This is a genomic window from Burkholderia sp. F1 (assembly GCF_050813845.1).
Lineage (GTDB): Bacteria > Pseudomonadota > Gammaproteobacteria > Burkholderiales > Burkholderiaceae > Burkholderia > Burkholderia ubonensis.
Map to the genome: position 1 here is coordinate 3,142,761 of NZ_CP172422.1, position 12,029 is coordinate 3,154,789.

Here is a 12,029-nt window from a genome sequence, read left to right on the forward strand (position 1 = left end):
TCGAAGGGAAGCATCGATGCCTGACATGCGAGACATGCTGCGCGGACTCAAGTCGCTGCCGGGTCCGTACCAGCCGTTCGATCCCGTGCAAGCGCCAGCCGAACCCGTCGCGCTGTTCGCCGAATGGCTGCGGATGGCGATCGACGCCGGCATGCGCGAGCCGCATGCGATGACGTTGTCGACCGTGGACGAAGACGGCAACCCGGACGCCCGCGTGCTGATCCTGAAGAATGTCGACGAGCACGGCTGGCATTTCGCGATCACGCGCACGAGCCCGAAGGGCCGCCAGATCGCGCATCGGCCGCGTGCGGCGCTGACGTTCTATTGGCCGCTGCTGGGCCGCCAGGTCCGCATCCGCGGCCGCGTGCACGACATGGGGCCGGCGGCGCAGGCCGCCGACTTCCTCGCCCGACCGCCGGGATCGCGCGCCGGCGGGCTCGTGGGACGGCAGAGCGAGGTTCTCGCCGCCGAGCATGAGCTCGACGACGCACTGGCGGCTCAACTCGCGCGGCTGCGGGACGCGCCCGATCTGGTGGCGCCGCACTGGGCCGTCTATGCGGTCGAACCCGACACGGTCGAATTCTGGCAAGGCAGCGAAGAACGCCGGCATACGCGCTTGCGTTACGTGCGCGTGACGGACGGCTGGCACGTCGAACGACTTTGGCCGTGACACGTTCGCGCGTGGCAACCGCGATTGCGCATGCCGTCGTCACGCATGTTCCGCGACGACCTCGTTCAGCCACGGCCTCAACCCGCCGAGCGTAAATCCGCCGTCGACCAGGATGCTCTGCCCCGTCACGAACCGCGCGTCGTCGGACAGCAGCCACGCGACGGCATCCGCGACATCCTCGGGCCGGCCGATGCGCCGCAACGGCGTATGCAGCAGGAACGGTCGCATCGCGCGCGCATCGCCCAGCGCGGCTTCCGACATCGGCGTCGCGATCACGCCGGGGCTGACGTTGTTGACGCGAATTCCGTTCGCGCCCACTTCCAGCGCGACCGTCCGCATCAACGCATCGAGCGCCGCCTTGCTGGCCGCGTAACCCGCCGTGCCCGGCACCGCGCCGTGCGCCGTCCACGACGACGTATTCACGATCGCCCCACCGACGCCGGCGGCCAGCATCGCTTCGAGTTCGACCTTCATGCAGGCCGCCACGCCGCGCAGATTGGTCGCGATCACGGCGTCGAAGGCATCGAGCGCCGTTTCGTGCAGCGGCGCGAACCCGCCGAGCATGCCCGCGTTGTTCCACGCCATGTGCAGGCCGCCGAACGTGTCGACCGCGCGCGCGACCAGGCGTTGAACCTGAGCGGCATCGGTCACGTCGGTCGGCACCGCGAGCGCCTGCCCGCCGGCCGCCGCGATCGCCTGCGCCACCGCGTCGATTTCGCCGGCGCGCCGCCCGGCGATCACCACGTTCGCGCCCTCGCGCGCCAGGCGCAGCGCCGCGGCCTTCCCCATGCCGGTGCCGCCGCCGGTGATCAGGATCGTGCGCCCCGCGAAGCGCGCCGGGAGTCGGGATTCGGAATGGGGGGTCGTCATTTTAGGTATCTCCGGAGTCGGGCCGGCAGCGCGTGCCGCCATGCATGTCAAATGGAGCGGCCAGTATGATTAAAAATGTTTTCGAGATAATCTCGTCGGCAATTGATTCAGATTGCAGCCAGAGTGTGAAATGGACCTCCTGACCAGCATGGAAGTATTCGTCCGGGCCGTCGACGCCGGCAGCCTGAGCGCCGCGGCCGCCGCATGCGGGATGTCCGCGACGATGGCCGGCAATCACCTGCGCGCGCTGGAAAGCCGGACCGGGATGAAGCTGCTCAACCGGACGACGCGCCGCCTCGCGCTGACCGAGTTCGGCGAGACCTATTACGTGCGCTGCCAGGAAATCCTGCGGCTGGTATCCGACGCGGACCGGCACGCGCAGCATCGGCACACGCTGCCGAGCGGCAAATTGCGGGTGACGGCGCCGGTATCGTTCGGCAACACGGTGCTCGTTCCCGCGTTGTCCGACTACCTCGCGCAGTACCCGGACATCGACGTCGAACTGACGCTCAGCGATCGCACGATGGACCTGCTGGACGACGGCTTCGATGCCGCCATCCGCATCGGGAAGCCCGCGGATGCGCGGCTGGTCGCACGGCCGCTCGCGCCGTACCGGATGATGGTGTGCGCGTCGCCCGCGTATCTCGCGGCGCACGGCACGCCGACGCATCCCGACGAACTGGCGCGCCACGCGTGCGTGTCGTTCGCGGTTTCAGCGCCAGGGTCGTGGAAGTTCAGGCAGGGAGAGCAGACCTTTATCGCGAAGCCATCCGGCCGGCTGACCGTCAATCAGGGCGAGGGGCTGCGCAATGCGGCGCTGTGCGGGATGGGCATCGTGATGCAGCCCGCGGTGCTGCTGGAAGCCGACGTCAACGCGGGCCGGCTGGTGCCGTTGCTCGGCGAGTACGAGATGCCGAGCCGCCCGATGCACATCGTCTATCTGCCGGACAATCGATCGCCGAAGCTGCGCAGTTTCGTCGAGTTCGCATTGCGGCGGTTCGGTGGATAGGCGGCGCGGTCGTCGAACGACCCTCGATCCGGCCGGAAGCGGCCGGCGTTACGCGATCCCGGCGGCATGCCCGGCCACGACTCGCCAGACAGCGCCGGACTGCCGCCACAGCCGGGTATAGGCGAACTCACCGTCGAACGGCGTCGCGCCGAAGTGGCCTGCCAGCGTGGCCTTCGTGGTGACCAGGATCATCTCGCCGATACGGTGGGCGGCAGTCCCGTGCAAATCCAGCCGTTCCAGGCGCAGCAGCCTGTCGCGGTGAACGGACAGATCGTCGTGTTTCGACAGCACCTGCCCGTCCGGGCCGGTGAAAACGAGGTCGTCATCCAGCAGATTCGCGAGCGCTTCGACGTCGTTGGCCAGCATCGCCGTCCGGAGCGCCGCTTCATATTTCCCGATGATCGTCATGTCGTCCATATCGAAGCCTTGCATCGCCAATGCGTTGTTGAAGTTGCCGGCACCCGTCGCTGCCTTGCCTTCGCTTCGGGCGCGCTCCGTTCCTTACTCCAGCCCCACCAGCGGCATCCCCGGCGACCACGCATCCGCCACCGCCTTCGCGCGCTGGATCTCGCCCGCCGACAAGTCGCGCTCGAGCTCGCGCGACGTAAGTCCCGACAAATCCTTGACGTCGCGGTCGCCGTTCGCGTATTTCAGCGCGGCCTGGTAGAGCGTATAGGCGGTCGACAGGCTGCGCCGGACGCCGCGGCCCTGCTGATACATCACCGCCATGTTCTGAAGCCCTTGCGCATAGCCCTGACGCGCCGCCGCCCGATAGAGCGTCACGCCCTTCTTCACGTCGGCCGGCAGCTTCATGCCCACCTCGTACATCATGCCGAGCGCATTCTGCGCGGGCGCATAGCCTTGATCGGCCGCCATCTGGAAACAATCGGCGGCCGTGCGGAAATAGCGCTTCGCGGGTTGCTCGTTGAAACGGAACAGCCGCCACGCGATGTCGTCGATCCGCACGCCCATCTCGTATTGCATCTTGACGTCGCCGTGCTGCGCGGCGACGAGACTCCATTTCACCGCCTGCTCGTCGTCCGCGTAGCGATAGTGATCGCCGAGCACCGAGGCCGCCTCCGGATTCCCGGCCTTCGCCACCGGCGTCAGTTCGGCGATCGCCGTCGGCCAGTCGTTCTTCTCGGACGCGTCGAGGCCCTCCTGAAGCCCGGCGAACGCCGGCGCCACGCCCAACAGGAAACTCAGACTCAATACGGTTTTTTTCATTTTTTTCGATGGATTCATTGTGATTGGGACGTCGTGCCCTCGACCGTCCGGCGTCGTTCATCCAGTGATCGACGTGTTTCTCTCATGCGATGCCGACGATCCGACTGCGCCGCACCGCCCGGTTTTTTACCGCAGACTCGAACCGCCCGTCAATCGACCAGCCAGATCCGCGACCACGCGCCGCTATTGACCGGCCCATCCGCGAAACGCTACGATGCCCTTCATGCCCAGTCACGCTCGACTCCCCCTTTCTCCGGTGCGCGCATGTTGTCGAAACATGCCGGGGGGAACCTGCGTCTAGCGTATCGCTATGCGTCACTGCATCACATCCTTCTGGCCGCCCGTTGCAAAACCGGCGGCCTTTTCGTTTTCGCGCGCTGCCTTCGAGCCGGAGCAACACGATGCCACTTGCGCTGTACGACACCTGGTCACGCACCCTGCGCCCGTTCGCAGCGATACGCGACGATCATGTCGGCCTGTATTGCTGCGGCCCCACCGTCTATGACCATGCGCATATCGGCAACCTGCGAACCTACGTGTTCGAGGACATCCTGCGTCGCGCGCTGACCCGGAACGGGCATGAAGTCCGGCATGTCGTGAACATCACCGACGTCGGCCACCTGACCTCGGATGCCAACGAAGGCGAAGACAAGATGGAAAAGGGCAGCCGGCGAACAGGCCGATCCGCGTGGGAAATTGCCGCGCACTACACCGACGCCTTCAAGTCGGACTGGCGCGCGCTCAACCTGCTGGAGCCGTCGATATGGTGCCGCGCGACGGATCACATCGCGGAGCAGATCGCCTTTATTGAGGAAATCGAACGAGCCGGCTACGTGTATCGCACCGATGACGGCCTCTATTTCGACACCAGCAAGCAAGACGATTACGGCCTTCTCGCGCGGCTCGATCGCGCCGGCCTGCAGGCCGGCAAGCGGGTTGCCGTCGGCGCAAAGCGGAACGCGACGGATTTTGCGTTGTGGAAATTCAGTCCGGCCGAGGTCAGGCGCCAGATGGAATGGGACAGCCCGTGGGGACGGGGATTTCCGGGCTGGCATATCGAGTGCTCGGCGATGTCCGCGAAGTACCTGGGCGTCTGGTTCGACATCCATTGCGGCGGCGAAGACCATGTCGCCGTGCATCACTGCAACGAGATTGCGCAGACCGAAGCGGCCCACGGCACGCGACTCGCGAACTTCTGGATGCACGGGCACTTTCTGACGCTGGACGCGACGAAGATGTCGAAGTCGAACGGCGATTTCGTTCGCCTGCAAACGTTGCGCGACCGGAACATCGATCCGCTCGCGTACCGTTACCTGTGCCTGACCGCTCATTACCGGAGCAAGCTGAATTTCAACTGGACGTCTCTCGATGCTTCGCAGACGGCGTTGAATCGCCTCAGGCAACTCCATTCCGGCTGGCCCGACGGCGGCAGCGCCGATCCGGCGTTCGTCGCGCGATTCGATGCCGAGGTCGATCAGGATCTGAACCTGCCGCGCGCGCTGGCGGTCCTGTGGGAACTCGTCAAAAGCAACCTGCCGGGCGCAACCATGAAGGCGACGGTGGACAACTTCGACGCAGTGCTGGGGCTCAAGCTGCGCGACTGGCGGCCATCGGCATCCGACGTTCCGGAAGAGGTTCGCGCGTTGCTTGGCGAGCGCGAGCGGGCCCGGGCGGAAAGGAACTGGGCCAGGGCCGACGAAATCCGCGAGACGCTGAAGGCGCGAGGCTGGCAGGTCGAAGACGGCAAGGATGGACAACGCGTGACCGGACTCGCCACGAACGTCACGCATGCCGGGCCGGAATGAGCCGGCCCGGGTGTCAGGTCAACGACGGCCGGCCGCGTCGCGCCGCGTCTCAAGCAAAGCGCCCGCCGCCATCGACATGCAGGATTTCGGCGTTCACATAGCCATTGCCCAACAGGAACGCAATCGCTTCGCCGACTTCGTCCGGCCGCCCGACGCGGCCAACCGGCAACGTGGCCGCCGCTTGGGCAAAGATCGCGTCGCGGCTCTCCGGGCCGAACGCGTCGAACAGCGGTGTATCGACGAACCCCGGCGAAACGACGTTGACCCGGATCGGCTTGAGTTCGAGCGCAAGCGAGCGCGCGAGCGCCTCGACGCCGCTCACCGCGGCGGCGATGACCGCCGTGCCGTCCCCTGATGGACGATCGGAAAGCTGTCCGCTCGTCAGGACGATCGACGCCGTGGGCGGCATCAGCGGCAACGCGGCCCGGATCGCATGCACCGGCCCCGCGATGCGCTCGTGAACCGCGGCCAGCAATTGCTCCGGATCGGAGTCGGCCAGCTTGCCGGCAATGAAGCTGCCCGCGGTAATGACCAGATGGTCGACGCGGGCCATCCCGGCGAACACCGCGTTGACCGCTTGCCTGTCGGCGATGTCGGCCACCGCCGTGCGCGCGCCGCCGATCGTTCGCGCGGCGGCTTCGAGTTTCGCGGGCGTCCGGCCGACGAGCGTGAGGTCGGCGCCGCGCGCCTTGGCCGCCGCCGCTGCCGCAAGGCCGATTCCCGAGCTTCCGCCGAACACGACGACGTGCGCGCCGCCGAGCGCCGATTGCGTGGCTGATTGCATGGTTTTCCTGTCGAAAGAAGTGGAGGTGAGGCAACGTTACGTCATGCCAATCCTGGATGGAATGCGCGAAAATCGCATACGGCCTATTCCACAGGGGAATGACTTGGATTCGCTTCAATCGATGTGGCTGTACACGCGCGCCGTCGAGCTGGGCAGTTTCTCGGCGGTTGCCCGCGAAGAAAAGATCGGGCAGCCGACGATGAGCAAGGTCGTCTCCGCGATGGAGAAGCACCTCGGCGTCAGGCTGCTGCAACGGACCACCACGAGCCTGACGCCGACCGACGAAGGCCGGCGCTTTTACGAGCGCTGCAAGCAGATGCTCGAGACCTATGCCGACGCCGTCGCCGACGTGCGCGGACAGGCGCAGCGGCCGGTCGGCAAGCTGTCGGTCAGCGCGCCGATGGGGCTCGGCGAATTGCGCCTCAACGCGCTCGTGCTCGAATTCCTCGCGCAATATCCGGAGATCGAGGTCGAGCTGAACCTGACCGATCGCATCATCGACCTCGTCGAGGAAGGCATCGACGCCGCGATCCGCATCGGCAACGCCCTTCCCCCGGATGCCGTCGCCCGCAACATCGCGTGGTCGCCGCGCGTGCTGGTCGCGACGCCCGATTACCTGAAGCGCGCGCCGCGGATCCGCCGGCCGGAAGACTTGCCCAGGCATCCGTTCGTCGGCTATGCGCGCGCCGCCGTCGGCGCGCAGCTCGAACTCAGCAAGGGCGCCGAGACCATCGTCGTCCCGACCAACGGGCGCTACCGCGTCAACAACTCGGTCGCGCTGCGCGAATGCTATCTCGCGGGCATCGGGCTGGGCAGTGCGCCGGCGTGGGTCGTGCAGGACCTGATCGATGCGGGGCGGCTGGTCAGGGTGCTTCCCAAGTGGGCAATCCCGCCGCATTCGGTTCACCTGATCACGCCGTCGCGCCGCTACCCGCCGCTGAGGGCGCGCGTGTTCCTGCAGTTCATGGCCGAGCGCATTCCGAAGCTGCCGGGGTTTCATGCGTCGGGGTTTGAAGCAAGCGGCCGCCCCGTCGACCGCCCGCTGCTGTGAGACGATACGACCTGTCGAACGTCATCCTTACGGAGAGTCTGCTTGAAACAAGAAAAAGTGATTGCAGCGTTAGGTCGGGCCAGCGCGCCCATGGCGATTTTCGTGACCGGCGACGGAACCCCGGTGCCGTGGGGAACGGCATACGGCATGGCCGATGCATCCGCCAACCGGCCGTTGGGCATCGACACGCCGCTGCGGGTCGCCAGCAATACGAAGATGTTCACTGCAGCCGCCGTGCTGAGACTTTGGGAGCAAGGCAGGATCGACCTCGATGCGTCGATCGCGTCCGTCGCGACGCCGAGCCTCATTGCCGTGCTGCAGGCAGGCGGCTATCGCACCGAATCGATGAGCGTGCGCCAGTTGATGAATCACAGTGCGGGACTGTACGACCACGGCGACGCCCCGAGCTTCATGCAGACGGTGCTCACCGATCCGTCCCACCACTGGACCCGCGACGAACAGGTCCGCCTGTCGGCCCGGTATGCCGGCCCGCAAAGCGAACCCGGCGCGCGGTTCCAGTACTCCGATACCGGATACGTGTTGCTGGGCGACATCGTCGAACGCGCGACCGGCGAAACGCTTGCCGCGGTGGTGCGCAACGCACTGCGCTTCGACGCGCGGGGCTTGCGTTCGACCTGGTGGGAGCTGATCGAGCAACCGCCGTCGCATATCGAGCCACGGGCGCGCCAGTTCTACGGCGATCACGAAATGACGGCCGTCAACGCGACGATGGACCTCTATGGCGGCGGCGGGCTGGTGATGTCGGCGCGCGACCTCGCGTCGCTGGCAGCCGATCTGTTCGAAGGCAGGGTGTTCGACAACCCGCAGACGCTGGCCGAAATGCTCAAGGCGGACGCACACGAAGGCGCCGACGCATACCGGCTCGGGGTGTTCGTCAGCGAGATCGGCGGCACCGTGTGCTACTCGCATGCCGGCTTCTGGGGAACCGTCGTCTACTACGTGCCTCGGCACCGCATCGCCGTATCGGGTGTCACCACGGCTCGTGGTGCGCGGCCCGAGCTCGAGTCGATCATCGAAACCGCGATCGGCGAGCTGGGCCGCTAAGCCGCTCCGTTCTCCGAATTACCTATTCGCGCCGCTCCATCGGCTCCCCGACGACGAATCCGCCGCCCTGGAAACGCTGCGCCGGATCGTCGAGATCGGCGCTCGGCGCGGTGAGCGCGAAGCGCCCGGCGAACTGCTCGGAGCTGTCGCGCGGACGGAAGCCGAGGAAGCCCGCCTTGGTGTTGTCCCACCACTTGACCGGATTGTCCGACACGCCGTACACGACCACGTGCCCGACGCGATTCGTCAGCAGCGAACAGCGCACGAGCTCGATGAAGTCGCGATAGCTGAGATAGGTGACGAGCATGCGCGGGTTCTTCGGCGCGTCGAACGACGAACCGATCCGCAGGCACACCGTCTCGATGCCGAAGCGGTCGAAGTAGTAGCGCGACAGCGCCTCGCCGAAGCACTTCGTCACGCCGTACAGGCTGTCCGGACGCTGCGGCGAATCGGCGTCGAGGACTTCCGTCACCGGATGAAACCCGATCGCGTGATTCGAGCTCGCGAACACGATCCGCTTCACCCCGTGCTTGCGCGCCGCTTCGTACAGGTTGTACGTGCCGCGGATGTTCGCTTCGAGCAGGTCGTCGAACGGCGCGTCGACCGAAATGCCGCCGAGATGCACGATCGCGTCGACGCCGTCGACGAGCGCCGTGACCGCCTGCCGGTCCGCGAGGTCGACGCCCCGGACTTCCTCGTGCGCAGCCGCGTCGCCCAGCGGCGCGACGTCGCTGACGCGCACGATGTCGGCCCAGTCGGCGAGCGCGCCGCGCAACTGGCAGCCCAGGTTGCCGGCCGCGCCCGTCAGCAGCAGGCGCCGGAACGGCTTGCCCGCTTCGGTGGTTGAGGCGTTCATCGAATCTCCTTGAAACTGGCTTGATTGGAAAACGTTTTCCAACTATAAGTTTGATGCGGGCGCGACGTCAATGACTCAAGCCGTCGCCCTTCTTGCGCTTTGCGCCGACCACTCACACCAGGCCGCGCGCCGGCTTTTTCTGCCACAATCCCGTGCTCAGCGAAGAAAACGTTACCCTCCGCATGAAAAAAGTTTCCCCGACGATTCGCGACGTCGCCGCCGAAGCGGGCGTGTCGGTTGCGACGGTGTCGAAGTACGTGAACGGCGCGCAGCGGTTTTCGCCGACGGTCGAGGCGCGGCTCAAGGCCGCGATCGACAAGCTCGGCTATCGCTCGAACCCGCTCGCCCGTTCGATGATCACCGGGCGCACGCGCACCATCGGCCTCGTCATCCTCGACATCAGCAATCCGCACTTCACGAACGTCGTGAAAGGCGCGAACCGGGTCGCGCTCCAGCACGACTACACGCTGCTGCTCGTCGACACCGACGAGAACCAGGCTCGCGAGCGCGCGCTGATCGAGGCGCTCGCGCCGCGCGTCGACGGGCTGATCGTCAGCTCGCGCCTGCCCGACGAGGGCCTGCGCTGGATGCTCGACCTTCACAAGCCGCTCGTGCTGCTGCGGCGCAGCCCGGACCTGCCGATTCCCGGCGTCGGCATCGACAGCCGGCTGTCGACCTACATGCTCGCGCGCCATCTGCTGAATCTCGGCCACCGGCATATCGCGTACCTCGGCTTCGGGCAGGCGCGCATCAACGACGAGCGCATCCAGGGCGCGCGCGACTGCCTCGCGGAAGCGGGGCTCACGCTCGACGTGCACGACGCGCACGCGCCGACCGCCGAGGCCGGCGAACGCGCGTGCTCGCGCGTGATGCTCGGGCCGCAGCGCCCGCAGGCCGTGATCTGCTACAACGACCTGATCGCGCTCGGCTTCATGAAGGAGGCCGCGTCGCTCGGCTTCAGGCTGCCGCAGGACGTGTCGGTCGCGGGCATCGACAACGTGCCTTATGGCGAATACGCATCGCCCGCGCTGACCACCGTCGACATCCAGAGCGAGAAGATGGGCGAGCTCGCGATGCAGAAGCTGATCGACGCGCTCGCGGGCCACGCGGACGCCGGCTACTCGATGTTCGAGCCGCGGCTGATCGTCAGGGGCTCGACGGCCGCGTGCCGCTGAACGCGGCCGGACGCGGCCGCGAACACTCCGGGTCGCGGCGTCACGCATCAAATCAAGCATCGAGCTTCGCGGGCGCCATGCGCGGCGTGAGCGCATGCATGATCGCGAGCGCCAGCAGATAGGCGAGCGCGCCGATCGCGAACAGCACCCAGTAGTGGCCCGTGCGCTGCAGCACCTGGCCGATCACCTCGGAGAACAGCACGCCGCCGATCGAGCCGGCCATCCCGCCGATGCCGACCACCGACGCCACCGCGCGGCGCGGAAACATGTCCGACGCCGTCGTGAACAGGTTCGCCGACCAGCCCTGGTGCGCGGCGGCGGCGAGGCCGACGATCAGCACCGCAACCCACAGGTTCTGGACCTGCGAGACGAACGCGATCGGCAGCACGCAGCACGCGCAGATCAGCATCGCGGTCTTGCGCGCGGCGTTCACGCTCCAGCCGGAACGCAGCATCGTCGACGAGATCCAGCCGCCGCCGATGCTGCCGACGGTCGTGAGCGCATAGATGCAGACGAGCGGCAGGCCGATGTGCTGCATGTCCATCCCGCGCGACTCGTTGAGCCACTTCGGCAGCCAGAACAGATAGAACCACCAGACGGGATCGGTCAGGAACTTGCCGATCAGGAATGCCCACGTTTCGCGCTTGCGCAGCAGCATGCCCCAGCCGGGCGCGCCGGCGTTCGCGTTGGCGGCGTCGAGCGCTTCCGCTTCGTCGCGCGGCTCGTCGAACTCCCGGCTGAGCGCCTGCGGGTCGGCGGGCCGGTAGAACACGAGCCACACGACCAGCCAGAGAAGGCCGACCGCGCCGATGATCACGAACGCCGCGCGCCAGCCGTAGGTGACCGCGATCGCCGGGATGATCGCCGGCGCGAACACCGCGCCGATGTTCGCGCCCGAGTTGAAGATGCCGGTCGCGAGCGCGCGCTCGCGGCGCGGGAACCATTCGGCCGTGGTCTTGATGGCCGCCGGGAAATTGCCGCCCTCGCCGATGCCGAGCAGCGCGCGCACGGACGCGAAGCCCGTCACCGAGCCGACCGCCGCATGCAGCATCGCGGCGATGCTCCAGAACAGCATCGCCAGCGCATACGACACGCGCGTGCCGAGCCAGTCCACCACGCGGCCGAAGCCCAGCAGGCCGAGCGCATAGAACGCGGAAAACGCCATCACGATCCGGCCGTACTGGACCTGGGTCCAGCCGATGTCGTGCTGGAGCATCGGCGCGAGCAGGCCGAGGATCTGCCGGTCCATGTAGTTGATGACGGTGGCCAGGAACAGCAGCCCGCACACGGCCCAGCGGTAGCGGCTCGCGACGCGCGCGACGCCGACGACGGCAGATTGCATGAATGTCTCCGTTGCGCGCCGCCGCTCGTCGTGCCGCGCGCTTGTTCGTTGCCGGCGACGAGCACCGGGGCGGGTGCGCCGCGGGTCTCGCACGCGGCGCCACGTTTCACCATGCTTTGGAAAACGTTTTTCAAAGAATAGGCAGTTTTCCGACGTCTGACCAGTGCGGGATTTC

The 12,029-nt window shown here is 66.9% G+C and carries 12 protein-coding genes; 6 read left to right on the forward strand and 6 right to left on the reverse strand.

All coding sequences use genetic code 11. From position 1 onward, the window contains the following. Positions 1-16: 16 nt before the first annotated feature. Positions 17-670 carry a pyridoxine/pyridoxamine 5'-phosphate oxidase gene (locus ACFIMZ_RS32600; RefSeq protein WP_431823550.1) on the forward strand — a complete coding sequence of 218 codons (654 nt, stop codon included), beginning with the start codon at positions 17-19 and terminating at the stop codon, positions 668-670. Between the two features lie 39 nt (positions 671-709). Here ACFIMZ_RS32600 and ACFIMZ_RS32605 read toward each other — a convergent pair whose 3' ends face one another. Continuing rightward, complete coding sequence (locus tag ACFIMZ_RS32605; RefSeq protein WP_431823551.1) at positions 710-1,540, reverse strand: SDR family NAD(P)-dependent oxidoreductase; 831 nt, start codon at positions 1,538-1,540, stop codon at positions 710-712. Positions 1,541-1,670: 130 nt separating this feature from the next. On the opposite strand from ACFIMZ_RS32605, the gene ACFIMZ_RS32610 reads away from it, so the two are divergent. Further along, positions 1,671-2,549 (forward strand): LysR family transcriptional regulator, encoded by an 879-nt coding sequence (locus tag ACFIMZ_RS32610; RefSeq protein WP_431823552.1) that lies wholly within the window; start codon positions 1,671-1,673, stop codon positions 2,547-2,549. Between the two features lie 48 nt (positions 2,550-2,597). Here the strand turns inward: ACFIMZ_RS32610 and ACFIMZ_RS32615 are convergent, their stop codons facing one another. Further along, positions 2,598-2,966: a nuclear transport factor 2 family protein gene (locus ACFIMZ_RS32615; RefSeq protein WP_431825421.1), complete on the reverse strand. Its 369-nt coding sequence runs from the start codon at positions 2,964-2,966 to the stop codon at positions 2,598-2,600. An 84-nt stretch (positions 2,967-3,050) separates the two neighbouring features. Beyond that, positions 3,051-3,776 (reverse strand): tetratricopeptide repeat protein, encoded by a 726-nt coding sequence (locus tag ACFIMZ_RS32620; protein ID WP_431823553.1) that lies wholly within the window; start codon positions 3,774-3,776, stop codon positions 3,051-3,053. A 401-nt stretch (positions 3,777-4,177) separates the two neighbouring features. On the opposite strand from ACFIMZ_RS32620, the gene cysS reads away from it, so the two are divergent. Continuing rightward, positions 4,178-5,581 carry a cysteine--tRNA ligase gene (gene cysS, locus ACFIMZ_RS32625; protein WP_431825422.1) on the forward strand — a complete coding sequence of 468 codons (1,404 nt, stop codon included), beginning with the start codon at positions 4,178-4,180 and terminating at the stop codon, positions 5,579-5,581. Between the two features lie 49 nt (positions 5,582-5,630). On the opposite strand, the gene ACFIMZ_RS32630 is transcribed toward cysS, so the two are convergent. Beyond that, entirely contained in the window at positions 5,631-6,365 is a 735-nt protein-coding gene (locus ACFIMZ_RS32630) for an SDR family oxidoreductase (RefSeq protein WP_431823554.1), read from the reverse strand. A gap of 103 nt (positions 6,366-6,468) precedes the next feature. Here ACFIMZ_RS32630 and ACFIMZ_RS32635 point away from each other — a divergent pair, with 103 nt between their 5' ends. After that, the gene (locus ACFIMZ_RS32635; protein WP_431823555.1) at positions 6,469-7,416 is read left to right on the forward strand and encodes a LysR family transcriptional regulator; all 948 of its coding nucleotides are present in this window, start codon (positions 6,469-6,471) and stop codon (positions 7,414-7,416) included. 90 nt (positions 7,417-7,506) lie between these two features. Then, positions 7,507-8,481, forward strand: a complete 975-nt coding sequence (locus tag ACFIMZ_RS32640) for a serine hydrolase domain-containing protein (protein ID WP_431823556.1) — start codon at positions 7,507-7,509, stop codon at positions 8,479-8,481. Positions 8,482-8,503: 22 nt separating this feature from the next. Here ACFIMZ_RS32640 and ACFIMZ_RS32645 read toward each other — a convergent pair whose 3' ends face one another. Beyond that, on the reverse strand, positions 8,504-9,337 hold the full coding sequence (locus ACFIMZ_RS32645; RefSeq protein WP_431823557.1) for an NAD-dependent epimerase/dehydratase family protein: 834 nt from the start codon (positions 9,335-9,337) through the stop codon (positions 8,504-8,506). Positions 9,338-9,489: 152 nt separating this feature from the next. Between ACFIMZ_RS32645 and ACFIMZ_RS32650 the strand changes: the two genes are divergently transcribed. Then, a complete protein-coding gene (locus ACFIMZ_RS32650; RefSeq protein ID WP_431823558.1) occupies positions 9,490-10,512 on the forward strand; it encodes a LacI family DNA-binding transcriptional regulator in 1,023 nt (340 codons plus the stop codon). Between the two features lie 52 nt (positions 10,513-10,564). Here ACFIMZ_RS32650 and ACFIMZ_RS32655 read toward each other — a convergent pair whose 3' ends face one another. Then, positions 10,565-11,854, reverse strand: coding sequence for an MFS transporter (locus tag ACFIMZ_RS32655; protein ID WP_431823559.1), 1,290 nt, complete (start codon positions 11,852-11,854; stop codon positions 10,565-10,567). Positions 11,855-12,029 lie beyond the last annotated feature (175 nt).

What these genes read in the sequence shown, in the direction of transcription:
- ACFIMZ_RS32600 (WP_431823550.1), top strand. Translation starts at nt 17, where the DNA reads ATGCCTGACATGCGAGACATGCTGCGCGGACTCAAGTCGCTGCCGGGT.
- ACFIMZ_RS32605 (WP_431823551.1), bottom strand. Translation starts at nt 1,540, where the DNA reads ATGACGACCCCCCATTCCGAATCCCGACTCCCGGCGCGCTTCGCGGGG.
- ACFIMZ_RS32610 (WP_431823552.1), top strand. Translation starts at nt 1,671, where the DNA reads ATGGACCTCCTGACCAGCATGGAAGTATTCGTCCGGGCCGTCGACGCC.
- ACFIMZ_RS32615 (WP_431825421.1), bottom strand. Translation starts at nt 2,966, where the DNA reads ATGGACGACATGACGATCATCGGGAAATATGAAGCGGCGCTCCGGACG.
- ACFIMZ_RS32620 (WP_431823553.1), bottom strand. Translation starts at nt 3,776, where the DNA reads ATGAAAAAAACCGTATTGAGTCTGAGTTTCCTGTTGGGCGTGGCGCCG.
- cysS (WP_431825422.1), top strand. Translation starts at nt 4,178, where the DNA reads ATGCCACTTGCGCTGTACGACACCTGGTCACGCACCCTGCGCCCGTTC.
- ACFIMZ_RS32630 (WP_431823554.1), bottom strand. Translation starts at nt 6,365, where the DNA reads ATGCAATCAGCCACGCAATCGGCGCTCGGCGGCGCGCACGTCGTCGTG.
- ACFIMZ_RS32640 (WP_431823556.1), top strand. Translation starts at nt 7,507, where the DNA reads ATGGCGATTTTCGTGACCGGCGACGGAACCCCGGTGCCGTGGGGAACG.
- ACFIMZ_RS32645 (WP_431823557.1), bottom strand. Translation starts at nt 9,337, where the DNA reads ATGAACGCCTCAACCACCGAAGCGGGCAAGCCGTTCCGGCGCCTGCTG.
- ACFIMZ_RS32655 (WP_431823559.1), bottom strand. Translation starts at nt 11,854, where the DNA reads ATGCAATCTGCCGTCGTCGGCGTCGCGCGCGTCGCGAGCCGCTACCGC.